This window comes from Parasedimentitalea maritima, assembly GCF_005771405.1.
GTDB lineage: Bacteria > Pseudomonadota > Alphaproteobacteria > Rhodobacterales > Rhodobacteraceae > Parasedimentitalea > Parasedimentitalea maritima.
Genome location: NZ_VAUA01000003.1, coordinates 32,395 through 57,116, shown reverse-complemented (window position 1 = coordinate 57,116; position 24,722 = coordinate 32,395). Strand labels below are relative to the sequence as shown.

Here is a 24,722-nt window from a genome sequence, read left to right as displayed (position 1 = left end):
ATGGCTGGTCACGAGCAACACTACATCATGCCACGCGCGCAGTTCGACAAACCGGTCAAATTGCTGATCGTGGTGTCGCCTTACTACAAAGATATCGCCGACAACATGGTTGCCGGTGCTGTGGCCGAGATCGAAGCCGCAGGTGGCACTTACGATGTTATTCAAGTCCCCGGTGCACTGGAAATCCCTACAGCCATTGGCATTTCCGACCGTGCGTCCAATTTTGACGGCTACGTCGCGCTGGGCTGTGTGATCCGCGGCGAGACCACTCATTACGACACAGTCTGCAACGACAGCAGCCGCGCCATTCAACTGCTTGGCCTTCAGGGCTTGTGCATTGGCAATGGGATCCTGACGGTCGAAAACCGCGCTCAGGCCGAAGTGCGCGCCGATCCCAAGGATCAAAACAAAGGCGGCGGAGCCGCTGCGGCGGCCTTGCATCTGATCGCCTTGGGGCGTAAGTGGGGCGCCCAGACCAAGGGCGTTGGCTTCAAGGCCCGCTCGGACGCCATTATATTGGCCGAAACCAGCAACGGACCCAAAAACGCATGAGCACGGACAGCCAAGGTGGAGCCCTGAACAAGGGACTTCAGAAACGTCAGATGAAATCAGCAGCGCGGCTTTACGCGGTGCAGGCTTTGTTCCAGATGGAACACAGTGATCAGACATTTGACGCGGTGATTGTCGAGTTTCTTGATCACCGGTTTGGGGCAAGCTACGACGGTGCAGAGATGGCCGAAGGCAATGCCAAGCTGTTTCGCAAGCTGGTCGAGGATGCCGTCAATCATCAGGCGGTTATCGACCAGATGACCGACCGCGCGCTGGTGGCCAAATGGCCAATCGCCCGGATCGACCCAACACTGCGCGGCTTGTTCCGTGCTGCCGGTGCAGAGCTGACCCAGGCGGACACTCCGCCCAAAGTGGTGATCAATGAATATGTCGATGTGGCACGGGCGTTTTTCCCGGATGGCAAAGAGACAAAGTTTGTTAACGCTGTACTGGATCACATGGCGCATGAGGCCAAACCCGAAGCGTTCTAAAGCTCGGTGAACTCTTGGAAATAACGTCTTCGCGTTATCATAATTGATGCAGGCCTTTCGGTATTCGAAAGGCCTGTTTTGTTTGATATCTGGTTTGGGTTCAGGGGCGGCACTCGGGCTGAAAATTCAAGACAATTTCTTTATGAGATCTCGTCGAAAGCCTTAGTCTTTGAGTTGCGCGGTCAGAGAGGTCTTAATTGCAGTCAACATATCAACTCGCGAGACTGGTTTTGTCAGCCGAATATCATCCGAATATGGTTCGTTGTTTTGGTCAGTCGCTTCGTTTTCGTAGCCGGACATGAAAACTACGGGTAGATCGGGAACAGTTTCACGAACTGCACGGCTCAATGCGCGTCCCTTTAGGGTACCTGGCATCATGATATCCGTTAAAAGAAGATCGAATCGAGGATCAGCCTTAAATAGTGCAAGGGCCTCGTCACCAGTTTTGGCGGACGTCACGCGATAACCTGCTTTTTCAAGCGTCTTCACAAGTATCGACAGTACCATCTTATCATCTTCAACAACCAGTATTTTCCGTCCGTCGCCCAACAGGTTTTTTATTTGGATGGTGTCCTCCACCAGGCCTTCGTCCTCCTCTAGGTAGGCCTTGAAGTAGAGTTTGAAAACCGCTCCTACGCCTGCTTCAGAAGTGACCTGAACGGTACCGCCCGACTGTTGCATGAACCCAAAAACCATCGACAGGCCAAGGCCTGCACCTTTGTCAGGGGGCTTGGTGGTAAAGAAAGGCTCAAAGATACGCGATACTATTTCCGCCGGAATGCCGTGCCCGGTATCGCTGACGGCCAGCATGATGTATTGACCTGGAGCAACCTTTTTTGGGTGTGCGTCCAGAGAGGCCTCATCCAACCGTACGTTCTGAGTTTCAATGGTAAGTTTGCCTCCATCAGGCATGGCGTCTCTGGCGTTTACCAGTAGGTTCAAAAGAGCGCTTTCGGTCGAACTAACATCAACCATGGTGGGACTTAACTCTTCCGACAGTGATGTTTCGATTTCGATATTCGATGGTAAGGTGCGCCCAGCCCAATTGCGGGTCTCCTCCACCAACTTGTTGAGATCAATCACACTGGGGTCCAGGCTTGCCTTGCTTGCAAAGGCCAACATGCTACGTGTCAAATCGGCCCCGCGCTGAGCTGCGGTAAGGCAATTATCTATCAGGGACAGATGGCCTTCATCGATTTCTTCATCGCGTAACATCTCTAGGCTGAACATGATTGCCGCCAATAGATTGTTAAAATCGTGCGCCATACCACCCGTTAGCTGCCCAATGCTGTCAAGCTTCTGGGCGCGGTCAGCTATTTTCCTTTGGGCCTCCAGCTGCTCTTGTGCTTGGACTTCTTTGGTTACATCGAGCACAAACCCGTCTGTATAGGTGTATCCATCTTTGTGTTTGTACGCTTTTGTATTGGTCTCTAACCATTTTTGCTCGCCAGCATATGTGGTGATCCTGAAGCGAAATGAATAGGCTTCAAAATTCTCCAGCGCTTTGCGTACTTTCTTGGAGAAATCTTTTATATCGTCAGTGTTCACCATGGGTTCTGTAAGGCCCCTGATGTCACACATGTCTTTTGCTGAGACTCCCCAAATCTCTGCAGTCTGCGGGCTTGCGTAGACAACTTTTGGGAAATTGGTGTCGTGGTAGGGAAATTCTGAACCATCAAACCTGCGGCTAATTACAGCGCCGGGTAAATTGGAAATAATCCGCTCTAACCGTTCCTCAGCTTCAGCACGTTCTCTCTCGGCCTGACGTTGTTTGGTAATATCACGAACCACCAGAACCATTTCGTCGGATCCAGAGAGCGGGCAGAGATGTGCCTCCCGATCCCACCTCTTTCCCTCCAGATCTATGTGGTATTCCCAAGTCACAACATCCTGCGCGTCATGTTGCTGGCGCATGTGTTCCTTGAACAGGGCGGATGGAGCCGGCGGGAGGATATCGGCGACGTTACTGCCAATGTAAGCAACAGGATCATCAATAAGGCTAACCCCCGGGCGAACTCGATAGCTCAGAATAGTTCCCTGTTGGTCGATGAGAAAATAGTTGTCAGGCAGCGCGGCAAATAGGGCGGACAGTTGCACGGTGCGCTGATCCTTATTCGAGCCGTTGAAGCCAGGTTTTTCGTTGGCCTTTTTTACCATTCCACACCTCAAATACCTGCCATCGGACAAGCAATCAGATTGGCAGCACCCTAAACGGAGGTATCCTCTTCATCTCTTTCTTCCTGTACGCACAAATGAAGCTCTCCAATATATGTTAACCCGTATTAACCAAGGTCAAGTTCTGCACGCGTGTAGGCGGGTATGCAGTTCGGATTGAAACCAAGGTTGTAGGACAGTAACTTGGTGCCGTTCGCCATGAGACGAAGGGGAGAGCTGTGTTTTGCGACCATTGCCGAGGTGGGTCTGCAGATCTTTGAGAGAACTCTACTGGTGATCCTTCAGCAGTTTTTCGAGCGCTTCGCGTGTGTGGTCATCAAGTTGATCTAAATTTACTGTCATGCGCCGCCCGTCCGCCGTGGTTTCGCTAAGCGGTGCGCGGTTGCGACCGGGGTCCACTACATAGGGAATGACCTCGCGGGCTATGCCCTTGAACCGCATCGGGGGCAATTGGCGGGCGCTGACGATGTCACGGACATGGGCGTAGGTTTCGTAACTCATGACGATGCCCCCTGGCTCAGCCGAGGCTTCTAGTCGCGCTGCGAGGTTCGCCTCGGCACCGATGATGGTGTAATCCATCCGGGCCTCTGAGCCAAAGTTACCGACGTTGCAGTAGCCGGTGTTGATACCAATGCGGGCACGGAATGGATGTTCGATGCCCTGCGCCCGCCATTGGCCTGCCAATTCGCCCAAACGCTCTTGCATTTCCTGTGCCATACGCAGGCAGGCGCGGGCGTCTTCAGATGTGCCTTTTGTTTCGGGGTCTCCAAAAAAGGCGACGATGGCATCGCCGATGAACTTGTCGATAGTTGCGCCATGTTTTTCGGCAATCGCTGACATTTCGCTGAAATACTCGTTCAACAATGCCGTCAATTCTTCGGGCTGCAGGGTTTCTGTCGTCTGGGTGAAATCTTTGATGTCCGAGAAAAATACAGTCAGCTTTTTGCGCTCAGTGGAGATCGACGCATCACTCTCGCCGGAAAAAATGGAGCGATAGACCTGTGGTGACAGATAGCGCGAGATCTTCATCGAAATGCCAGCCAGAAACTCGTTGTTTTGTGCCAGCTCTTCACTTTGCGATTTAAACTTGGCGGCCAGACGCAATTGATATCGGGAGAACAGGATGCCAAAGGTTCCTGCCGCGATCATGTAGAGCAATAGATACTTTAGGGCTAAAAGGTTCGATGCAATGGGCTGGCGAACGGTGAAAGACTGCATGCCCAGAATGTCACTTTGCTGCAGGTCAGACGAGGCTGCGCCTAGGCTATCTGACTCACAATCGGCGCAGTTTTCAACTACAACAACAGGGGTGACCATGGATACGGCGTGATCCCATGGACTATCGTTGGCCTTGAAGAAAATGTGATCATCGGGAAAGCCATTGCGGAACCTGTCCAGGGCTCTTTTTTCAGCTTCGGATAATTCGGAAGGCGCGTGATCGGCATAAGGCGTATCCGTGAGAAAGCGATATTCGAAATTGAAGCCTTGGTGGTCCTGATCCGAGTTGATCATTTCGCCCAGCTCAATCGAAAGAGAGTCCAGATGTGGAATGGACCCTTCGTCTTCGTGGTGATCATGTTTGGCTACGGTTGGTGAATCCGAAGCCAATTGGTCGATGACATTGTGTGTGTAGTAGACGCGTAGGTTGTCCATGACAGAGTGAAGCGCGGCGGTCTGACGACGGATACTTTGATCTGTTATCGCCATGACATCGAGCCAGACAGCAAGCGGAAGAGCAAAAACGGCCACCGTGACCAAGACCGAAACGAGATGAGGATACTTGAGAAGCAACTGGCTAATGCGTTTCACTGACTGTCCCTCTTTTAGTGTGCCTGCGGCACTTGGTCAGAGTATAACGGGTGGAGAGATAAAATCCGCCGAAATTTTCTTATTTGGCTGGACCTTGGTCTGCAGAGTGCTAACCTCTGATCTGCTAAACGGAGACACATAAATGCCTAAGCTGATCACGCTCTATATTCGCAATGTGGCCATTGGGTTTGCCATCGCGGCGGCCTTTGTTGGGATGCTGTTGTGGTTCAATGTGATGAACCTGTGGCATCTGGTCTCTACCAGTGATGCGGGGCTACTGGCGGTGTTTATCCTGTGGTTCATGAATGGAATTGTGTTTGCCGGTGTGCAGTTTGGTTGGGCGGTGATGGCACTGGCTGAAAAGGACAGTGGTCCGCGTGGTGGTACACCTGCAGCGCATGAATTTCTGGCCATTCCGGTGCCTGTTAAATCCTCTGACCGAAAGGCGCAGCATTTTCGCAACCGCTAATTCGGTCGCTGCACAAGCTCAAGACCACCTGACCCGATTGAGCCTATGCTCAGGCCGTTGAGACGCTATGCGGCTTTGTTTCTGACCTGTTTTTGGGGGGGATTTCTGATCCCCATAGTCGTTGCAAGAAGTGCCGCTTCAGTTGTGGTCAGCATCAGGCGAGAGCTGTGCATCTTCTGTGTAGCCGGGACAATCTGAGCGATTTCCTCCCTTGCCTGAAGGCCAATCAATCCTTTGGCCACGTCACCAAGATACAGGCTCTCAGTCGAAAGACCGTCTGCAAGTAAAACGTCGTGCTGCGCCAATAGAATATGGTAGTACGTCACCGATTTTCGGTTTTCGATGTGGATTTTCGTGTTGTTTATTAGTGATTTGGCCGGAACCCAGACCTCATTTTCGCCAAAATGCAGATCGGCTTGTTTTGAGCTGAGCATTATTCTGTGCTGTTGGGAAACGACCAGCGTTTGTTCATTGTCGAGCAGTCCTGGATTGATCACAACGGGCGCTGACTTTCCTACACCCAGAATGGTTCGCTTACCCATCCACAGTATCTTTTGCGGACCATTGTCCAGCGTTGTGACCATGTGCCCGGGCCGCAGATCATCCACGCGCGTTAACCCGTCCGGCGTTCTAAGACATGTACCGGCTGCAAAGCACGGATATAGGTAGCTATCGGCATCTTGTTCAGATGTATAGAAACCGGGCGGGTTGGAAGCGCCGCCATTGTCCCAGAACCATTGTTCCAGATCAAAATTCGGCGTCCATACCATCTGGTACAACTCGCCAGAGTTTGAGTTGATCCCTTCGAATACAATCGCGCCTTGTTCTGTCCCCAGGTAGTCACTCCGAATGATCATGGCATCTTCCATCGTGCCGCCGCCGTGGCCGCTCCAGGACAGATCGTAAGTTTCGCCCACTTCGAACAGGGCTGGATTTTCGTCCCCCATGTTTGACGTGATTGTTAAATCCCGGGTCGAGTTCGGTGGATAGTCAAAGGTGCTATAGTAGGAATCAAAATTGACATTCGTTCCACTTGATGCAGCGAATTCATAGTCAGGTGGTGTGAAAGTAAAAACGGGCATCTTTTGATCTCCTGAGAGGTCAAAGTGTCTGATTTACATTTCAATTTCGTGAATTTTTACTGTGTTTTTTTGATACACCTTCACAATCAATAAGCACCAAGAAAGTGTTCGTAAATTGGTGTAGGTGTGGCGGGACCACCAGAGTTCAACCGTCAGACATTTGATTCCCGAGGACCTGTATGTACAGGTGGGCGCCAGGTAATTGGACCAGGATCCAAACAGAGCCAGCTCCCTTGGAAATGCTTAAGGCCACTGGAATGCTTGTCTGTCACGAGAGGGGCAGAACCCGCCACGCCCCTATTTAGGCGCTGACGGGAGCTACGACAAGGGGTCAGGCGGTAACTTCGTGGATTGAGGCCCGCATTCGGCTGATATGATCGTCCCAGCCTTTATCCAGGGCCAGCATCAGATCAAAGGCTTCGGCCTGTTGTGGCAGGCCGCTGTGCTCTAGCGCCAACCGGGTGCCACCAGCCACTGGGGTCAGTGTCCATTTTACCAGGCTAACCGCGTCGCCCATCGGTTTGACGGTGAACGAATACTCCAGATATTCCGGCGGATGGGCCACCAGGACTTCGCCCCAGATCAGTTTGTCGCCGCTTTCAGTGCCATACATCGCCAGTGGTTCACCCTGTTTCATCGGGACTTTGGGGGCGTGGAACCAAAGCGCCAGTTTGTCTGGGTCGGTCAGGTATTCCCAGACAACTGTTGGTTCAGCTTTCAGGTAAATGGATTTGTTCAGGGTCAGGTCAGTCATTGTATGTCCTTTTCAATAAGTGTTTTCAGGGCGCCAAGACGGTCATCCCAGAAGGTGTCAAAGTAGTTCAGCCAGTCAAAAACCGGCGCCATGCCGTCAGGGTTCAGCGAGTTGATCCGCTCGCGTCCATTGGCCTGGATGCGGATCAGGTTGCCCTCGTGCAGGATGGTCAGGTGCTTTTTGACCGCAGGGCGGGTGATGTCGAATTGCTCGGACACTTCGCCGATGGTCATGTCGCGGGTAGCTAAGAGTTGCAGGATATCGCGGCGGGTTGGGTCGGCCAGAGCCCGGAAGGTAAGTTGGGACATGTCAGTCTCTCGCGTTGATATGAAACCATTTGGTGTTCAATTGATATGATGCCAAATGGTTTCATGTCAAGCGCTATCAGGTATTGTCTTTTGTTCTTGAAATGTTCACATTGCCAGTCATGACCGTAGATCTACAGCCAGGACAAAAACTAGCACGAGGCGTGGCGCGCTATCTGCTGAGCTTGGGCTATGTTTCGGTTGAGGAATTTGTCCCAGCAAAAGGGTTGCGGGTGGATGTGATGGCGCTGGGTCCAAAGGGGGAGATCTGGGTGATTGAATGCAAATCCAGCCGCGCGGATTTTCAGTCAGACAGCAAATGGCAGGGATATCTGGAGTGGTGTGACCGGTACTTTTGGGCAGTGGATACGGAGTTTCCGACTGATTTATTACCTGAAGGTACTGGGCTGATTATCGCGGATGCCTATGATGCTGAGGTGATCCGTATGGCCCCCAAAGACAAGCTCGCAGCAGCACGGCGTAAAAAGCTGACGTTGAAAATTGCCCGTGATGCAGCTCGGCGATTGCACTGCCTGCGAGATCCCCGCCCAGGTCAGGACAGTGGGTTGATCATGCGGGGAAATGGTGGGGCCTAACAGAGTGCTCTCCGGGCATCTGACTGTGATCGCCAGATGCCCGAATGTGTTCTTAGGTGCTTGTTAAGGCGTCAGGCGGCCTCTGCGTTGACCATTGGAGGGAACTGATCCAATTGAAAACGTCCCATCAGTTCGGACAGTTTCACAGCGTCCGAGTGTAGCAAATGACCTGCGGCTGTGGCTTCTTCCACCATGGCGGCGTTCTGTTGGGTCACCTGATCCAGTTGAGATACACCAGTGTTGATTTCCCCCAACCCGGTTGATTGCTCAACGGCGCCTTCGGCGATGTTGGAAATCAACTGCGAAATATGGTTGACCCGTTGCACAATGTTGCTGATGGAGTCACCAGCTTTGCCAACAAGACCAACCCCGTGATCTACCTGCTGCGAACTTTCGGTGATCAGGGCTTTGATCTCGGTCGCGGCGTCTGCTGAGCGCTGCGCAAGTCCTCTGACCTCGGATGCAACCACGGCAAATCCCTTGCCTGCATCACCAGCCCGGGCCGCTTCGACCCCGGCATTCAGGGCCAGCAGGTTGGTCTGAAATGCGATGTCATCGATGACGCTGATAATCTGAGCAATCTGGGCGGATGACGTTTCGATGGCGGTCATTGCAGAGACAGCTTCTTTTACGATCTTACCGCTGCTTTCTGCCTCAGTGCGTGCTTCACCCATGGTGTTTTCAACGTTACGCGCACCTTCGGCTGCTGATGTGACCGAGACAGTCAATTCTTCCAGCGCGGCAGCGGTCTCTTCCAGAGTTGCAGCCTGGCTTTCCGTGCGGGTGGACAGGTCATCAGAGGCGCGGCTTATTTCCATGGCACCGTTGTTGATACTGTTGGTCGATTCCATGACTTGTTCAATGGTCTCTTTTAGAGTGCCCAGGGTGGTGTTGAAATTCTCTCGCAGCTGGTCATATTCTGCAGGGAAACTCTCTTCGATGGTGCAGTCTAACCGCCCACTTGCCATTTCGCCCAAGTGTTCACCGACAACAGCAACAACATGTTCCGCGTCTTTCTGGCTTTGGGTTGCCATAGCCTGAGCTTGCTCGGCGGCAGCGGCCTGTTCACGTGCCATGTCCTGTTGGCGTTTCAGTTCTGCATCGGCAGCATTGCTTTTCAACATGCTGATCAAAAGCACCCCAGATTCAAGAAGAACGATGACTGCGTGCAATACGGTGCGTTGCAGATTCTGCATCAGGTCTCCGCTGGGGTAGACCAGCTTGGGCAGTAAGATGCTGAAGGAAATGTGGTGCAAAGCAACCAGCACAGTTGCAAAGATAAGCGCTCGCGGGTTTGAAAGTGTAGACACGATCGCAAGTGTAGCAAAGAAAAGCATATGCGCATCAAGCTGCCAGGCGTGGCCGCTTAGGGCGACCGTAAACAGAATGCAGTGGCCAACGAAACAAAAGCTCAACACATAGTCTCGTGTTGAATGGGGCATCATCTTTGAAGCATAGGCCAAGCCGCCAAGGGTCAGGCTTAGGACAGCAAGCAACATCCAGTTTGCAGCGTCATTCAGATAGAAAGCCGCAAGCGCAGGGGCGGGCATCAAAAGCCAGCTGGAGATCTGCTGAATTCTGCGTTCGCTTGCAAGGTGGGGTGTTGGGGTGTCCTGATTTCCCGTTGCGGGAGTCAAATTGAACATAGTTCTAAAACCTTTTTTCCATCGATAACCAGCCAAGCTCCGTTTGAGTAAAGGCGGTCGACACTTTGAGCGCTGTCTAACGCAACAAGGATTCCAAGAGGTGCGCGCTCCGGCGCAATTTCCTGTACACCCGCCTGAGCGGCGATGCGTGCAGCATTTCCGCCCCAGGGCGCGGCAATCACCAAGGCAATGTCACCCGCTTGAGGCCTTCCCTGAGAGAACAGCGTCAAAATTGGCGCGCTGATCACCAAAGCCGTCGCGGCAGTGATTAGAATGGCATTTGACATTGCTTTCCCTTCGAAAAGGAGCCTTGCAGGGAAAACGTTTTGAAATCGTTTAGAACAGTGACAAACTTCGGTCGTTAATTTGTTAAAGTTTTATAAGTCAAGGTAATCAGGGTTTTGTATAGATCGCAGCCAGCGTTTACACGTTTTTTGCCGCACTTGGCTTGTTAGCCACAGCTGCCATTGGCTTCAACGTTGATGTGGAAATCACAGGCGCTGAAACCGCAATTCGGCAAAGCTGGTGGGACTAGCAAACAGCAGTGGGTCGTCTTTGGTCGAGCTGCGACGCAACTGAAATGCCCACAGGCCGTGGCACCGGGCCCTGCGGCCTGACCACGTTCTAGGCGGGGTAAAACAGTCCGATAGTGTGGTGATCCGGGGGGTGGCCTTAGCCCTTGACCTGACGGGCAGCCTGTGCGGCAGCGCGGATCTCTTCTGCGATTTCTTCAGCTTCTTCGGGCTCGAAATCCATCGGGATCTCTACCCCACCGGCTTCGATGAAAATGCGCACCATACCTGCATCGGTTGGGCCAATTTGCATATTTGCCTCGATGTCACGTTCGCTGTTGATACCCATTTTGCACTCCTGAAGTCACTGGTGGCTGATTGCAGGTGCTACCGCGCGCACCATTGAAAGACAAGCATGCTTCGGTGTTTGATAGCATATGGTTGATGTGAGTTTACGCCGATTCGTTGCTGGCGATTTGCACTGGCTGGCTGCGCGCCACCAGGATCTATATGCGCGCGAGGAAGGATTTGATGCCAGCTATGGCGAGTTGATAGCCGGGGTTTTGCATCAATTTTGCAGTGCACATGACCCACTATGTGAAAAAGGGTGGATAGCCGCCAAAGGTTCACAGAGGATTGGCAGCATTTTTTGTATCAGGGAAACCAAAGAAGTTGCCCGATTGCGATTGTTTCTACTTACCCCCGAGGCCCGAGGTCAGGGATTGGGGCAACGTCTGTTGCGTGATTGTATGGGGTTTTCGCGACAAGCGGGATATCGCGAGATGGTCTTGCGGACTCATAAAAGCCGACGCACCTCTGGGTCATTGTACCGGGCATTCGGCTGGCAGAAGACCGAAACGAAACCTGTGTTTTCCTTCGGAGCAAATTTGATTGAACAAACTTGGCGTGTTATGCTCTAACCCCCTTGCATTTGCCTGGGGGGTTGGCTAAATCGCCCTCAGTGCCGCCATAGCTCAGTAGGTTAGAGCGCCTGATTGTGGATCAGGAGGTCCCCCGTTCGAGCCGGGGTGGTGGTACCACTTCACTTAAAAGTATCAAAAAGTGATCCGGCTGCTACGTTTGTGGCAGCGGATTCAGTTTCCTGTGGTTGTGGTTGTGGTTGCACTGCCACTGCTGCCTGTGACAACGACCAGAGTTGTTACGACCGCTACTAACCCAACTTCTACCGCGGGGGTTAGCCCAGTTCCCTGCAACTCGTTTGGGAGCGATTCATTTGGGACATTCTGCCGACAAGTCACTTGTAGCAGTCCGCCGGGAATATACTGCGCTGAAACAGGTGTTCCGGCACCACAGGCCAAACGAGATTTGGCTTCGTTCAGCGCCTGATCCACCCCCTGTGCATTGGCTATTTGAGTTGTTGCCATTACGGCTGCGCCAATCACAATAGCATTAATATATTCCTTTAACATAAATCTCATCCCTTATTGGCGTTTATTGGGTTATGATAGCCGGGAAACTGCATTGAGGTAATCACCGATATTTGTGTTGTTCTCCAACTTCCGCTTTGTTGCCGAATGTTTCACGGTAATGAATCGAATTTGATCGATGCGGTGTTGGTTTTTCGTTTAACGTAATGAGGAGTTTGGGTAATGTCGAAATGTTTCCATTTTATTGGTCTGGCACTCGGCGTGCTCTCTGTTGGTCACTTGCCAATGGGGGCTCGGGCGCAGGGAAGTGCCAGTGTTTTATATACAGTTGTGGTTCCTGCGGGAGAATTCGGCTCGGTCAATTTTACCCGCCAGCTGGTCTCCAGCTTGGCATCAGCTAAGGTTTTCTGCGGCGGGATAGACAAATCGGCGTACAGGGTTGATTGCCTGGCAGAACGGCTGCAAGTCGTGTCTGACACAATTCCCGAAGGCAGCGATTATGATGAAGTGCGTCAGGTTTTGAACGAAACATCAGCGGATTTGGCCCGGCTTGCGCGCACAAATAGGGACACAAGCCTGCCATCAGCACCGGCTTCGCGTCGCACTGATTCGGCAGATCGGACGACACGGGCCCTCACGCCGGTCTCCAGTGCGGCACAGGCTGAGGTTGGGCGACAGGCGATTGCTATTCTTGAAGAGGCTCAGACACAGCTGCTGCGCAGCGCCGAAGGGTCCAATAGCCGGTCCATTCAATATGCCCAGATTTCTCAGGCTATAGATTCAACCAAAGTGTTGTTGCGCTCTTAATTCTATAGGCCTGTTTTATTCAATGGTAATGGTTTGACGCAGATCACCGCTGTCCGCATCCAGAATTAGAATCTGGTTGCGATCACTGACCACAGCGATCCAGCCGTTGCCAAAGGTCACAGCCGTAGGTGTCGTGCCATCGGGCAGGGTGATGCTGTCGGGAAGTGTCACGCCTTTATCAGACAAACGGATGACAAGCAGGCTGATAACCACTACAAGCCCGCCAATCATGACCGCGGTGAGCGTGGTCACCAGCCGTCGCAGGAATTTCAGCTGTGGTGGCTCTTGGATTTCGGGGTCAGAAGGACGTGTCATGAGCAGCCGCCAGATTGAGTTTGTCATCGCGGATAACCCGCCTAACCGGCTTGATAAGGCGCTTTCGCGGGATGTGCCAGCAGAAGCAACCCTGTCACGCACCCGGCTGGCCAGGCTGATTGTCGCTGGATCCGTCACGGTGGATGGCGTTGTGGTCGATGATCCCAAGGCCAAGGTGGCCGAAGACGCGGTGATTGTTGTCAGCGTCGAAGAGGCCGAAGATAGCCACATTGGTCCCGAAGAGATCCCATTGGATGTTGTCTATGAAGACGACGACCTGATTGTGATCAATAAGCCCGTTGGCATGGTGGTGCATCCGGCACCGGGCACGCCGTCGGGCACCTTGGTCAATGCTTTGCTGCATCACTGTGGTGAAAACCTGTCAGGGGTAGGGGGCGTGAAACGCCCTGGTATTGTGCACCGTATCGATAAGGAGACCAGCGGGCTGTTGGTGGTGGCCAAGTCGGATGTTGCCCATCAGGGGCTGGCAAAGCAGTTCGAAAAGCACACTGTTGAGCGGTACTACCGGGCCATTTGTTACGGTGTGCCGGATGCCAACGATCCCCGTCTGCGCGGAATCAAAGGCACCAGTTTTGAGCCAGGCAATATTCTGAAGTTGACCACTCAGTTGGCACGACACAAACACGACCGCCAACGTCAGGCGGTGATGTTTCAGGGCGGGCGCCATGCGGTGACGAGGGCGCGGATTGTTGAACCCTTTGGCAACCCAGGTGTTGTCGCGCTGATCGAATGCTGGCTGGAAACTGGCCGCACCCATCAGATCCGGGTTCATATGGCACACGCAGGTCACGGTTTGGTGGGCGACCCGACTTATGGTGGCAAGCGCAAGCTGGCGGCTAAGTCATTGGTCCCGGCGGCACATGACGCGCTGCGCGCCTTCCCACGTCAGGCACTGCACGCGGCGGTTCTGGGGTTTGTGCATCCGGTTACCGGTGAGGAAATGCGGTTTGAAGCGCCAATGCCGGAAGACATGGAAGCGCTGATGGCGAAGCTGCGGCTTTCGACTGGGGCTTGATTTCAGAACCTTGCGGCTAAAATGAACCGCTTCGGGCAGAGCCTGAAGCAGGGATGAGGGTGAGCATCCTGTAAACTATGGCGGTTAGGCTTGGGGAGCCTCGTCGACATTGACGATGTTGGTTACAGTCTCGCGGAAATAGTCCACCTGGCCGTTGCTCTCGTGGGACAAGATAAGGGTCACACTCGTGCAGATACGCCCGCGCACCCCGTAAAAGAACTTTTGCTCAAAGGTGGTGAACATCCAGCCGTCTTGCGGCAGCGCCTGGGTTGTGATTGCCAATGCTTCGGTGCCTTTCGGAAAAATGTCAGAGGCCAAACGGGTGAGAATTTTGCCAATATCTTTCATACCTTTGCCGACTTGCCAGCTCACGTCTGATTCATCGCGAAAGTGGTCGATGCGAAAGTCGATGTCAGGCGCCATATAGCTGATCAGTGTAGGGTCGTTGGCGACAAACTTGCGCAGTAAACTTTCAATGGCGCTGGTAGGGGATTGGTTCGGGAGCATTGAGACATTCCTTTGGTTGTACTTGCAGTAATCAAAGAAGTGGCAGAACTTTCAGATATAAGATATTCTGGCGTTAACTATAGGCAGTATAGGCGTTAGCTATGTTAGAACTGACACCGCTGAAGTATTTTCTGAGCGCTTTTGAAACCGGTTCGTTCAGCCATGCGGCCAAGGCAAATGGGGTGAGCCAGCCGACGATCTCGGCCGCGATCCAAAAGCTGGAGGGGGTGATCGGGGGCAGCTTGTTCCATCGTCATCGACGCGGGTTGACCGCGACCCCACTGGGCGATCGGCTTTATGCCGAGGTGGCAGGAAGCGTTGCCCAACTCAGCGGGGTGGTACATCGACTACAGCCAGAGACCCGCCGCGATCTGCGGATATATTGCCACCCGGATGTGCTGCTCAGCCCGTTTGCAGCAGGGATAAACTTGCTGAAGCGGGCCCACCCAGAGCTGTTCCTTGGCTTTACGCCGCATGTTGACGAGGCTGATTTGGCGTTTGTTTGTGATGGATGTGCTCCGGAGGGCCATATGTTTCAGCCGCTGCGCCGTGATCCCTATGGGGTCGCACTGAATCGGCAGCATCCGCTTGCTGACGGGGAGAGCGTCGATCTGGCCGAATTGGCAGCGGAGGCGCGGATTCACCGCCCCTATTGTCCCCATGCCGACAGGTTGCCGAGCGAGCCCGATCTGCCTCCATTGCCGCCGGCCCAAGCGGTTCATGATCAACAGGTCCTGGACCTTGTGGCGGCGGGGCTTGGCATTGCCTTTGTTCCGATGTCGCACGACGGTGCGCACACAGATGTCGTGCTACGGCTCTTGCGCAATGCGCCGCAGGTCTTTCGAACACTTGGGATTTCCGCCCGAAAGACCGTATTTGCGCGCGACTGCGCACAGTTCTTGATTGAAGTAACGCAGTAGCCTGAGAGCAGAACATAATTTGGCAACTTTTTGCACATCCCTGTGAAGCAGGTCACAGACGGTGTTTCCCGTGATAGGTTATCAGAAAGTTACAGCACCCCTTGAAAGGGACACAGTGCTGACCCATATGCTGATATGTTAAGTCCTTATACATTAGGGAGAGGCACACCAAATGGCGAACTATAAGAACCTACCGGCCCCAACACCCGAAGGCGGTCTAAACCGCTATATGCAGGAAATTCGTAAGTTTCCGCTGCTGGAGCCAGAAGAAGAATACATGCTGGCCAAGGCCTGGGTGGAAAAGGAAGACAGCGGTGCGGCGCACCGTATGGTCACCTCGCACCTGCGGTTGGCAGCAAAAATTGCTATGGGATATCGCGGCTATGGGTTGCCCCAGGCCGAAGTGATTTCAGAGGCCAACGTTGGCCTGATGCAGGCTGTTAAGCGGTTTGACCCGGAAAAGGGCTTCCGTCTGGCGACCTATGCAATGTGGTGGATCCGTGCCTCGATCCAGGAATACGTCCTGCGCTCGTGGTCGATGGTGAAACTGGGCACAACCTCGGCGCAGAAGAAGTTGTTCTTTAACCTGCGAAAAGCCAAGGCCCGTATCGGTGCGTTGGAAGATGGCGATATGCGCCCTGAGAACGTCAAGCGGATCGCCACTGATCTGGGTGTGACCGAGGCCGAGGTGATCTCGATGAACCGGCGGATGTCGGGTGGGGATGCGTCGCTGAATGCCACGGTTGGGTCCGAAGGCGAAGGCACAATGCAGTGGCAGGATTGGCTGGAAGACGAAGACGCTGATCAGGCTGGCGATTATGAGGCACGCGACGAGCTGGAAGCACGGCGTGAGCTGCTGGCAGCAGCGATGGATGTGCTGAACGACCGTGAGAAGGATATTCTGACCCAGCGTCGTTTGGCGGAAAAGGCCAAAACTCTGGAAGAGCTGAGCGGGCAATATAATGTTAGCCGCGAGCGGATCCGTCAGATCGAGGTGCGCGCTTTTGAGAAGCTGCAAACCAAGATGCGTGAATTGGCACAGGCCAAAGGTATGATGGCCACAGCCTGATCCGGGTGCATCGATGTTGAATAGAAAAGGGCGGTGCAATAGCATCGCCCTTTTTCATGCCCGTTCTCAATTCTAAACCTGAGATCGTCTAAACGCACCGGACAGAAAAGCACGAAGGCTGGCGGGGTAGCTGGCTATTGTGCGAAAGATCACCGGCTGGCGAGGGTTATATGCCCTGGCTGGCGTGGCTGGCTGAAATCATCATGTAAGAGTGGGTGTCTGGCTGTCTGGCTGGCCCAAGGGGCTGGCTGGAGGAGCTGGAGGCCGGATGATTCTGGCTTGCTATGTGTTCTGTCATCTTGGTAACTGCATGGTGGAGAGGCGTCAATAAAAAACCTTACAAATCAAATAGTTGACTGTAATTGTCGGGAATTGATTTCGGGCAGAAAACCTATGTCAATTATTCCAGTCGCGCCCTCAGCACGCGCAGCATGTTCTCGCCTGCTACTTTGCGGATCTGCCCCTCGGTTAGTCCGGCGTCCATCATCGCCTGAGTCAGGGCCGCCAGTTCCGAGGTGTCAAACGAAGTCTGCACTGACCCGTCAAAATCCGACCCTAGCGAGACCGCATCTTCACCCACCATTTCGATGGCGGTTTTGATCGTTTCGGCCACACCGGCCGGGCTATCGTCGCAGGTCACATCCGCCCAGTAACCAATACCAATTACACCACCAGTGGCGGCGATCTCTTGCATCAGGTCATCTGGGAAATTGCGCTTTACCTCACAGTTTTTGTAAATTCCGGTATGAGACACCACCAATGGAATATCCGTCATCCTCAGTACATCCCGTGCCAGCTGTGGGCTGGAATGAGCGACATCCAATATCAGCCCACGATCCACCACAGCCTGCACCACTTTGCGGCCAAAATCAGTCAACCCGGCATTGCCACTGCCATGCAAAGAGCCCCCCAGTTCATTGTCAAAGAAATGTTGGAGTGCAACCATCCGGTACCCGGCGTTCTGTAGCCCCTGTAGGTTGCTCAGGTCACCCTCTAGCGGATGTGCGCCTTCGATCCCTAGAAGGCCGCCAACAACTGGCACTCCAGCCAGTTTCAAGGCCATGAGAGCGTCAAGGTCGGCTTCTGTTCGAATGATCCGCAACCGACCCTCGGAACGGGCCTGTACCCTGTGCAGTTTTTCGGCCTGATACAGGGCGCGCTGATACAGCGATCCCCAGGTGCGCGGTGGCCACATCTGGACCAGGGCCAACAGGGTGATATTGTCCATCGCATCTGTATCGTTGTGATCATAGTTCTGACCTGCCGGGGACTTGGTCACAGCGGTGAACATTTGCAGCGCGACGTTGCCTTCGATCAGGCGCGGGATGTCTACATGGCCCCGGTCACCCCGCTTGCTCAAATCGCGGTTCCACAGCAACGGGTCGGCATGCCAATCACCGATAAGAAGATCGTTGTGCAGCTTTGCTGCCTCGGGTGAGATTGGGTAGGGGGCATGTTCAGCCACCAGGTTGCGGTTTTTTTCCAAGTAGCCTGGCAGGAATATCAAACCGGCGATCACAGCAATGGCGGCGAGGATCAGCAACCGGCCCAGCCATTTTCCAAATTTGCGCATCCAAATCACCTGTACTGTCGTTTTTTGTTCAGCCTAAGGCAGCGAAGAAGCGGCGCAAAGCAAAACATCAGGTCAAGATCCCTTGCTGCCGACCACAACCAAGGTAAGCTGGCGGTTCAATCAGGAGGAACATGATGCAAAGACCGGTCAGGTGGGGAATTTTAGGGGCGGCTAAGTTTGCGCGTCAATATATGGCACCTGCGATTCACGCGGCTGAAGGGGCGCAATTGGTGGCGTTGGCAACCTCTAGCCCTGAAAAAGCAGAGCCATTCCAGGCGTTCTGCCCGGACCTCAACGTTTATGATGACTATGATGCGCTTTTGGCAGATCCTAGCATCGATGCGGTTTACGTACCGCTGCCCAATCATCTGCATGTCGAGTGGAGCCTGAAGGCGATGGCCGCAGGCAAACATGTGTTGTGCGAGAAACCGATGACCATGCGGGCAGTTGAGTTCGATCAGTTGATTGCCAAGCGTGACGAGACCGGTGTGCTGGCGGCCGAAGCTTACATGATCGCGCACCATCCGCAGTGGCAGATGGTGAAGCGGTTGATTGACGAGGGCGCCATTGGCAAGCTGGCGCATGTCAGCGGTAAGTTTTCCTACGATAACCGCACGGATTTGGGTAACATCCGCAACAAGGCAGAGACCGGCGGCGGAGGATTGCGTGACATCGGTGTCTATGTTTTCGGCGGAGCTCGCTATGCCACAGGTCAGGAACCTGACGAGATCTCGGCCCGTATCCGTTGGGAAAATGGTGTCGACACACTGACAGAAGTGCAGGCGAAGTTTCCCGGTTTTTCCTATTCCGCCTATGTCAGCATTCGCATGCATCCCTACCAAGAGATGGTATTTCACGGCGAAACTGGTGTGATCCGCTTGACGGCCCCGTTTAATGCGCGGGTCTTTGGCGAGGCACGGGTAGAGCTGCATCGCGCCGGGTTAGAGGTGCAGGTGACGCGCTTTCCGGGGGATGATCATTACAAACTGCAGGTCGAAGCCTTTGGGCGCTCGGTGCGTGACGGTGTCGACTACCCGTGTCCGCTAGAATTCTCGCGCGGGACGCAGGTGATGATCGATAGGGTGTTAGAGGTGGCAACGCCTCTCTGAGCGCGCGTGTGGGTATTCTGGAGGAACTGCTATGGCAGGTGGATGGGCAAAAGACGGTGCAGTTAGCGAACAGATCGAGGCGTCAATCAGTGATGAGTTGGCACGGATGCAGACCCGTAAGGTTCCGGTGGGGGACAGCCTGACCCATTGCGCTGACTGTGAGGACCCCATCCCCGAACGGCGCCGGGCTGCAATCCCCGGCGTCAAGCTGTGAGTTGAATGCCAGCAGGAACGGGATGGGGTCTACAAGGCACGCGGTGGGTTCAACCGGCGTGGGTCTAAGGATAGCCAGCTGAAGTAGGCTGTCAGAAGGGCAGGAAATCTCTCTTCAAACTCGCAAACACTGGATGGTCAGGAAGAAAAATACCTTGCTCCACTTCTCTCATGGACCCGAGTTCGCTGTTGACCGGTCGAGGCACGCCGAAGAAACCACCACGCGCAAACGCCCGGCGGAGGTAAGTTGTGAAGGGTATTTTGATACCCTCTGCGGTTATGAGTGGGTCGAGCGACGTTGAAGGGAAATCGAATGAGACGTCTTCAGCACCGCTAATATTGGCCTTATGTTCAAAACTGGCGGCGATCCCACCTACGTATGCCAAGCCACCAGCGGACAAAATCTGAGGTTCGGCCTCTTCGTCCGTCAATGTCATAGACAGATATTCAAAACTAACAGTGAGGGGATCCCAATCGCCAAGACGAGACAGGACGGGGTCACTGGCATGTGGGTGAGGTTTGCGGTCTTGGTCATCCAGTTCTTGTTCAAGTTGGATTTGCTGTTCTGTTTTTTCCGGCGCGTAGGTTTCAACTGCAGCGCTCAAACTATTTGCAATAGAGAGCCATTCTTCCGAGCTGAAACCAGCGGATGACTTGAAACCTTCTGGGCGCGGGTTTTTCTTAAGGGCATCCAGATCTATGGCGGTTGATGGAGGAAACCGTTGCACCAAATCCAAGGTGCCGACAATCTGGCCAAAGCGTTCTAATGCAAGAGGAAATGGTGAGAGATCTTTGTCAAATACGTAAAGATCACCAAAGTCGGCTTCTAGAGACGCCTTGCAAAGCGCAACCTGGTCTACCGCACTCTGACGCGGAGAAACTGGCGGCCCATAGCGGCCAGACTCGCACTCAAACCGGTAACCTGTTTCGCGAAGGCGTTGGATTAACAGATCGGAATTATGTGCAACACGTTCGAATGTCTGCCGTAATACGTCTTCTGCATCCTCGCGATCAACGGTGAAGGCACGCTGCCAATGGCTTCCCTGCTCGAACGCAATCGATTCAGAAGAAGACGCCCAGTTCTGATCCATCTCTCGCCAGACCTCTGCATACTGCCCGGCAGCGTATTTTTTCGAAAAAGATGTCATGATGCCTAACCGTTAAGGAGAAAAATGAATTGTTTTAAGCGGTCTGCGACAAGCTCATCCGCATAATGTGCTGTGGCCCAGCCAGACCACCGTTGAACAAGTCACCCGTGTCGACAAAACCTGCTTTGCGGTAGCAGGCGTAAGCTGCCGGGTTGGCGAGATTGACCGTCAAAACAATCGACGGGGCCGCTGGATAGAGGTCTGGCAGATAGGTTTGCAAGGCTTTGGCCGTTGCAACGCCATATCCTTTACCCTGTTGCGCACTGTCGATCTTGAACGCACGCAGGCCTAATTCACCGTCATGTGCAAAATCATTGTTCAACGCGAAACCGCGGTCGATTTTGAAAAAACCTACTGCGCGCGTGGGGTCAAAGGCTGCGTGGAAATCAACGGCCTCTTCGGTTTCAGCAAATGCTTGCTGAATGGTCCCACCATAGATGGCTTGATCGGCTGAAACCTGGATATGGCGAACCAGATCGAGGTCCTGTTTGGAAATGCTGCGCAGCTCAATTGCGGTCATAAGGGCTCCTTGGCGGCTATTTGACCACATGGGTGCAAAGCGCTGATAATCGGATTGAGGAAGCTGCATAACAGGTGCTCTTGCCGGTCAGTTCAAGCGAGAACATCCCCAAACAGGCGAGCCGGATTATAGAAAGGGTCATTCACATATCGATTGCTTAAATAGCTATTGTTACAGCACGGCTGTCTGATCTTCGAGGAGCTTGCCCCATGTATAGATCTGATAGGAGCGGTATTCAGAAAAATAGAAGGGGTCATTGATAACAAGCTGTTCGACCTCGGTTTTGGTCTCCGCCTCAACCACCCAAAGCGCGCCGCAGAAATCGCGATCTATTTCTGGCTTCAAGCCGCCACCGATCAAAAGTTCTGGGTGGTTTTTTGCATAAGAAACGTGTGCATCACGCAGGTCTTGCCTGGCCCGAACACCCAGCATTTGCGGCGTGTCTTCAAATATTACCACCCAACGTGCCATGTCTTCTCCTCTTGATGTACAACAAGAGTAAGAATGAGTTAGAGTGAGAGTAGGGCCACGGAATTTAGAAGAATAGGTCCAGAGGTATGTGCGCAGAAAACTCTGAGGTGGATTGAAAAACGGTGTGATAGTCATTGTAGTCTACGGTTTGTGACCGTCATATTCGGGAACTCCCTCAAGTTCACTAAGCTCTATATTCCGCATGTTGATGCCACATCTCGTTTGTTCACTGTCGATGTCGAGCCAATGTGTTAGCACCCCGCAATGCTGGCAGCGATGGAACGTTATCATCCGATCCCCCCACACATAGGTGTCGGTCGATCCGAATATGGTGATGTGTCCTGGTACGTAATAGGCCCAGAGCGCGCCGTATCGTCTGCAAATGGAACAGCTGCACCGATTTAGCTTAGTCGGAGGGCCGGGGAGCTTAATTGTGACCTGTCCACAGTGGCATTGGGTTTTCATGACCTGTCCTTGGACTTGGGTGCGTAATTTGATTTTGGGCAAAAGGTCAGGCGCGGCCCGGCGGAACCGCCGGGCCTAAAAGGGGCAAGAAAGATCTTAATCTTCCATCGCTTCCAGCTCATCAATGAAGCCGGAAATCATTGACAGGCCTTTGTCCCAGAATTTCGGGTCTGAGGCGTCCAGCCCAAATGGGGCCAGCAGTTCTTTGTGGTGCTTAGATCCACCGGCTTTGAGCATGTCGAAATACTTGTCCTCGAAACCCTCGTCGCCCTCGGCGTAGACCGAGTAGAGCGCGTTCACCAGGCCGTCGCCAAAGGCATAGGCGTAGACGTAAAAGGGCGAGTGGACGAAGTGCGGGATATAGGCCCAGAAGGTTTCATAGCCTTCCATGAAGTCAAAACACTCGCCAAGGCTTTCAGCCTGAACTGACATCCACAAGGCGTTGATGTCGTCTGGGGTCAGTTCACCTTCGGCGCGGGCGGCGTGTAATTTGCACTCAAAATCGTAGAACGCGATCTGGCGGACCACGGTGTTGATCATGTCCTCGACCTTGCCCGCCAGCAGAATTTTGCGCTGCTCTTTGGTTTCGGCCTTGTCCAGCATCTTTCGGAAGGTGAGCATTTCACCAAAAACGCTAGCCGTTTCGGCTAGGGTCAGCGGGGTCGATGACAGCATTTCGCCCTGATCAGCGGCCAGCACCTGATGCACCCCGTGGCCGAGTTCATGCGCCAGGGTCATTACATCGCGGGGTTTGCCCAGATAGTTCAGCATCACATAGGGGTGCACGTCGGTGACGGTGGGGTGGGCAAAGGCGCCCGGGGCTTTGCCGGGTTTGACGCCTGCGTCGATCCAGCCCTTGGAAAAGAAGGGCTTGGTCAATTTGCCCATGCGCGGATCAAAGGCGGTATAGGCCTCCATGACCGTCTGTTCGGCTTCGGCCCAGCTGACGGTGCGGGTGTCTTCCATTGGCAGCGGCGCGTTGCGGTCCCAGACCTGCATGCGGTCTAAGCCCAGCCATTTGCGTTTCAGGTCGTAATAGCGGTGCGACAGCTTGGGGTAGGCGGCAACAACGGCACTGCGCAGGGCTTCGACCACTTCGGGCTCTACATCGTTGGACAGGTGGCGACCCATCTGGGCACTGGGCATCTCGCGCCAGCGATCGATGATTTCTTTTTCTTTAGCTTGAGTATTATGAACGCGGGCAAAGATCTTGATGTTGTCCTGAAACACCCTCGCCAACTCGCGGCTGGCAGCTTCGCGTTTGGAGCGGTCCTGTTCTGTCAGGAAGTTCAGGGTGCCTTCGATGTTCAGCTCTTCACCGTCGATGGTAAAGGTGAGGCCGGCGATGGTTTCATCAAACAGCCGTTCCCATGCGTCGCCGACCACACCCAGATCGTGCAGGAACTTTTCCAGCTCGTCGGACAGCTGATAGGGTTTCATCGCGCGGATGCGATCGAATACAGGTTTGTAGCGGGCCAGATCAGTGTTGGCGTCGAAATGAGCAGCAAGCACAGCGTCGTCAATGCGGTTGATTTCCAGCGTGAAGAACACCAGCGGTGTGGTGAAAACCGTGATGGACTCTTGCATGTCGGACATGAATTTGGCGCGGTCGGCATCTGTGGTCAGCTGATAATAGCGCAGCCCGGCATAGGACATGATGCGGCCAGCGATGCCGTTGATTTTTTCGTTACGCAGCACGCAGTTCAACAGGCCAGCAGCGTCTTGATCTGCCAGTTTGCCTTCGTAATCCTTAGCAAAGGCGGCACATTCATTTTCCAGCCATTCCAGATCCCGCTTCAGTTCTGGGGCGTCTTCGCTGGCATAGAGATCGGTCAGGTCCCATTCGGGAAGGTCGCCGAATTGGTCGGATCCAGAGGCGGCATTGGCGTCGCGGACGGGGAAGGGAAGTTGAAACATGTGTCACCTCGATGTCTTGTGTTCGCAAAACATCTAAGTTGCGCGCGGGCGGATCACAAGCCGGAGCAACAGCTAGAAAATGCCACTTTCATAAGGCTAGCCAAGGTTTTGGACTGAAGGCGGTAATTCAATCTGTTCCAAGCTCACGAGATGAGGCTCTTCGCACGAAAGCTGCTGTGCAAAGACAAGAGGGAATTTACCACTGCTCATGTACTGTTGGGCACTGGTTTTGAGCGTGTTCAGCTGCACTGAACACGCAAGTCCGCAAGCGGTTTTAGTTGATTTCTTACGCCTTAGCCTGCGCCCGCTGAACCTTTTTCTTGTCGAGTTTGGTGGGAGTGCCGTCAGGATCAAATGGGGTTTTGAATGTGAAAGCCGCGGGCGATGATCCGTGTTCGTGCAGGTATTCAAGTTTTGCCACACCATCAACCCATTGCGGGTATTCGCCACCTTTGTGCCACCACAATACAAGCGGTGGCCATCTTGGAGTTTCAAACCACTCGCGACCACGAGCCAAAGCCGTTGCGTGCAAGCCAAAATAGGTGAAGCTGGATAAAGATTCCAAATCAGTCCAAAGCGATAAAGTGGCTGGCGAAAACCCATCGCCTCGCTCCTCGTCGAACTTCGGATAAACCTCTTGTCCCCAGGGTTCGGGACCGGGATCGGACGCGTATCCAGATCGGGCGATCAATCCACTGGCGTGATCAAGTGTTTCAAATACGGGGTCATTTAAGGCATGAAACCCATCATTTTCCGGGTCTTCGGAAGGGCGGATGAACATCCCAAATGTGTAAAGTGCAAGTCGCATGAATGTAAAAAATACTCTCTAAAATGTCATGCCTATTTCCCGCGATCGGAGTTCACCTGTCAATGATT

Annotated in this window: 28 protein-coding genes, 1 tRNA gene and 1 pseudogene; 12 read left to right on the top strand and 18 right to left on the bottom strand. The window is 53.6% G+C overall.

Annotated features, from left to right (window positions below; all coding sequences use genetic code 11):
• Together FEE96_RS06485 and nusB are read left to right on the top strand one after the other, a co-directional pair.
• Positions 1–552, top strand: a complete 552-nt coding sequence (locus FEE96_RS06485) for a 6,7-dimethyl-8-ribityllumazine synthase (protein WP_138162215.1) — start codon at positions 1–3, stop codon at positions 550–552.
• On the top strand, positions 549–1,040 hold the full coding sequence (gene nusB / locus FEE96_RS06480) for a transcription antitermination factor NusB (RefSeq protein WP_138162214.1): 492 nt from the start codon (positions 549–551) through the stop codon (positions 1,038–1,040). Before FEE96_RS06485 ends, nusB begins: the two co-directional genes overlap by 4 nt.
• 162 nt (positions 1,041–1,202) lie before the next feature.
• Here the strand turns inward: nusB and FEE96_RS06475 are convergent, their stop codons facing one another.
• Positions 1,203–3,197, bottom strand: a complete 1,995-nt coding sequence (locus tag FEE96_RS06475) for a hybrid sensor histidine kinase/response regulator (protein ID WP_138162213.1) — start codon at positions 3,195–3,197, stop codon at positions 1,203–1,205.
• A gap of 285 nt (positions 3,198–3,482) precedes the next feature.
• Entirely contained in the window at positions 3,483–5,024 is a 1,542-nt protein-coding gene (locus FEE96_RS06470; RefSeq protein WP_138162212.1) for an adenylate/guanylate cyclase domain-containing protein, read from the bottom strand.
• Positions 5,025–5,166: 142 nt separating this feature from the next.
• On the opposite strand from FEE96_RS06470, the gene FEE96_RS06465 reads away from it, so the two are divergent.
• Positions 5,167–5,493 carry a hypothetical protein gene (locus FEE96_RS06465; protein ID WP_138162211.1) on the top strand — a complete coding sequence of 109 codons (327 nt, stop codon included), beginning with the start codon at positions 5,167–5,169 and terminating at the stop codon, positions 5,491–5,493.
• A gap of 65 nt (positions 5,494–5,558) precedes the next feature.
• Here the strand turns inward: FEE96_RS06465 and FEE96_RS06460 are convergent, their stop codons facing one another.
• The 3 genes from FEE96_RS06460 to FEE96_RS06450 all read right to left on the bottom strand — a co-directional run bounded on the left by FEE96_RS06460 (position 5,559) and on the right by FEE96_RS06450 (position 7,637).
• On the bottom strand, positions 5,559–6,575 hold the full coding sequence (locus FEE96_RS06460; RefSeq protein WP_138162210.1) for a Hint domain-containing protein: 1,017 nt from the start codon (positions 6,573–6,575) through the stop codon (positions 5,559–5,561).
• 331 nt (positions 6,576–6,906) lie between these two features.
• On the bottom strand, positions 6,907–7,329 hold the full coding sequence (locus FEE96_RS06455; protein WP_138162209.1) for an SRPBCC family protein: 423 nt from the start codon (positions 7,327–7,329) through the stop codon (positions 6,907–6,909).
• A complete protein-coding gene (locus FEE96_RS06450) occupies positions 7,326–7,637 on the bottom strand; it encodes an ArsR/SmtB family transcription factor (RefSeq protein ID WP_138162208.1) in 312 nt (103 codons plus the stop codon). Before FEE96_RS06450 ends, FEE96_RS06455 begins: the two co-directional genes overlap by 4 nt.
• Positions 7,638–7,756: 119 nt before the next feature.
• Here FEE96_RS06450 and FEE96_RS06445 point away from each other — a divergent pair, with 119 nt between their 5' ends.
• The gene (locus FEE96_RS06445) at positions 7,757–8,230 is read left to right on the top strand and encodes an MmcB family DNA repair protein (protein WP_138162597.1); all 474 of its coding nucleotides are present in this window, start codon (positions 7,757–7,759) and stop codon (positions 8,228–8,230) included.
• A gap of 71 nt (positions 8,231–8,301) precedes the next feature.
• Here the strand turns inward: FEE96_RS06445 and FEE96_RS24040 are convergent, their stop codons facing one another.
• The 3 genes from FEE96_RS24040 to FEE96_RS06430 form a co-directional block, all read right to left on the bottom strand.
• Entirely contained in the window at positions 8,302–9,876 is a 1,575-nt protein-coding gene (locus FEE96_RS24040; protein ID WP_138162207.1) for a methyl-accepting chemotaxis protein, read from the bottom strand.
• Entirely contained in the window at positions 9,864–10,163 is a 300-nt protein-coding gene (locus FEE96_RS06435; protein WP_138162206.1) for a hypothetical protein, read from the bottom strand. Before FEE96_RS06435 ends, FEE96_RS24040 begins: the two co-directional genes overlap by 13 nt.
• A gap of 385 nt (positions 10,164–10,548) precedes the next feature.
• The gene (locus FEE96_RS06430; protein ID WP_138162205.1) at positions 10,549–10,737 is read right to left on the bottom strand and encodes a DUF6324 family protein; all 189 of its coding nucleotides are present in this window, start codon (positions 10,735–10,737) and stop codon (positions 10,549–10,551) included.
• 88 nt (positions 10,738–10,825) lie between these two features.
• Here FEE96_RS06430 and FEE96_RS06425 point away from each other — a divergent pair, with 88 nt between their 5' ends.
• Together FEE96_RS06425 and FEE96_RS06420 are read left to right on the top strand one after the other, a co-directional pair.
• Positions 10,826–11,308: a GNAT family N-acetyltransferase gene (locus FEE96_RS06425; RefSeq protein WP_138162204.1), complete on the top strand. Its 483-nt coding sequence runs from the start codon at positions 10,826–10,828 to the stop codon at positions 11,306–11,308.
• A gap of 43 nt (positions 11,309–11,351) precedes the next feature.
• Positions 11,352–11,428: transfer RNA gene (locus tag FEE96_RS06420), tRNA-His, on the top strand.
• 54 nt (positions 11,429–11,482) lie between these two features.
• Here the strand turns inward: FEE96_RS06420 and FEE96_RS23670 are convergent.
• Positions 11,483–11,818: a hypothetical protein gene (locus FEE96_RS23670; protein WP_212744748.1), complete on the bottom strand. Its 336-nt coding sequence runs from the start codon at positions 11,816–11,818 to the stop codon at positions 11,483–11,485.
• A gap of 180 nt (positions 11,819–11,998) precedes the next feature.
• Here FEE96_RS23670 and FEE96_RS06410 point away from each other — a divergent pair, with 180 nt between their 5' ends.
• Entirely contained in the window at positions 11,999–12,583 is a 585-nt protein-coding gene (locus tag FEE96_RS06410; RefSeq protein ID WP_138162203.1) for a hypothetical protein, read from the top strand.
• Positions 12,584–12,598: 15 nt separating this feature from the next.
• Here FEE96_RS06410 and FEE96_RS06405 read toward each other — a convergent pair whose 3' ends face one another.
• Positions 12,599–12,898, bottom strand: coding sequence for a DUF6476 family protein (locus tag FEE96_RS06405; protein WP_138162202.1), 300 nt, complete (start codon positions 12,896–12,898; stop codon positions 12,599–12,601).
• On the opposite strand from FEE96_RS06405, the gene FEE96_RS06400 reads away from it, so the two are divergent.
• Positions 12,897–13,934 (top strand): RluA family pseudouridine synthase, encoded by a 1,038-nt coding sequence (locus FEE96_RS06400; protein ID WP_138162201.1) that lies wholly within the window; start codon positions 12,897–12,899, stop codon positions 13,932–13,934. The genes FEE96_RS06405 and FEE96_RS06400 overlap by 2 nt on opposite strands.
• 84 nt (positions 13,935–14,018) lie before the next feature.
• On the opposite strand, the gene FEE96_RS06395 is transcribed toward FEE96_RS06400, so the two are convergent.
• Positions 14,019–14,441: a hypothetical protein gene (locus FEE96_RS06395; RefSeq protein ID WP_138162200.1), complete on the bottom strand. Its 423-nt coding sequence runs from the start codon at positions 14,439–14,441 to the stop codon at positions 14,019–14,021.
• A 101-nt stretch (positions 14,442–14,542) separates the two neighbouring features.
• Here FEE96_RS06395 and FEE96_RS06390 point away from each other — a divergent pair, with 101 nt between their 5' ends.
• Entirely contained in the window at positions 14,543–15,361 is an 819-nt protein-coding gene (locus FEE96_RS06390) for a LysR family transcriptional regulator (RefSeq protein ID WP_138162199.1), read from the top strand.
• A gap of 172 nt (positions 15,362–15,533) precedes the next feature.
• Positions 15,534–16,430: an RNA polymerase sigma factor RpoH gene (gene rpoH, locus FEE96_RS06385; RefSeq protein ID WP_138162198.1), complete on the top strand. Its 897-nt coding sequence runs from the start codon at positions 15,534–15,536 to the stop codon at positions 16,428–16,430.
• Between the two features lie 400 nt (positions 16,431–16,830).
• Here the strand turns inward: rpoH and FEE96_RS06380 are convergent, their stop codons facing one another.
• Positions 16,831–18,003, bottom strand: coding sequence for a dipeptidase (locus FEE96_RS06380; RefSeq protein WP_138162197.1), 1,173 nt, complete (start codon positions 18,001–18,003; stop codon positions 16,831–16,833).
• A 134-nt stretch (positions 18,004–18,137) separates the two neighbouring features.
• Here FEE96_RS06380 and FEE96_RS06375 point away from each other — a divergent pair, with 134 nt between their 5' ends.
• On the top strand, positions 18,138–19,112 hold the full coding sequence (locus FEE96_RS06375) for a Gfo/Idh/MocA family protein (RefSeq protein ID WP_138162196.1): 975 nt from the start codon (positions 18,138–18,140) through the stop codon (positions 19,110–19,112).
• A 31-nt stretch (positions 19,113–19,143) separates the two neighbouring features.
• Positions 19,144–19,413 (top strand): annotated as a pseudogene (locus FEE96_RS06370) (DksA/TraR family C4-type zinc finger protein).
• A 4-nt stretch (positions 19,414–19,417) separates the two neighbouring features.
• Here the strand turns inward: FEE96_RS06370 and FEE96_RS06365 are convergent.
• The 6 genes from FEE96_RS06365 to FEE96_RS06345 form a co-directional block, all read right to left on the bottom strand.
• Entirely contained in the window at positions 19,418–20,416 is a 999-nt protein-coding gene (locus FEE96_RS06365; protein WP_138162195.1) for a hypothetical protein, read from the bottom strand.
• A 91-nt stretch (positions 20,417–20,507) separates the two neighbouring features.
• On the bottom strand, positions 20,508–20,993 hold the full coding sequence (locus FEE96_RS06360) for a GNAT family N-acetyltransferase (RefSeq protein WP_138162194.1): 486 nt from the start codon (positions 20,991–20,993) through the stop codon (positions 20,508–20,510).
• Between the two features lie 171 nt (positions 20,994–21,164).
• Positions 21,165–21,464: a YciI family protein gene (locus FEE96_RS06355; RefSeq protein WP_138162193.1), complete on the bottom strand. Its 300-nt coding sequence runs from the start codon at positions 21,462–21,464 to the stop codon at positions 21,165–21,167.
• A 141-nt stretch (positions 21,465–21,605) separates the two neighbouring features.
• Positions 21,606–21,929, bottom strand: a complete 324-nt coding sequence (locus tag FEE96_RS24200) for a GFA family protein (protein ID WP_484237544.1) — start codon at positions 21,927–21,929, stop codon at positions 21,606–21,608.
• A 96-nt stretch (positions 21,930–22,025) separates the two neighbouring features.
• A complete protein-coding gene (locus FEE96_RS06350; RefSeq protein ID WP_138162192.1) occupies positions 22,026–23,846 on the bottom strand; it encodes a M3 family oligoendopeptidase in 1,821 nt (606 codons plus the stop codon).
• A gap of 286 nt (positions 23,847–24,132) precedes the next feature.
• The gene (locus FEE96_RS06345; RefSeq protein WP_138162191.1) at positions 24,133–24,654 is read right to left on the bottom strand and encodes a DUF3291 domain-containing protein; all 522 of its coding nucleotides are present in this window, start codon (positions 24,652–24,654) and stop codon (positions 24,133–24,135) included.
• Positions 24,655–24,722: the final 68 nt, after the last annotated feature.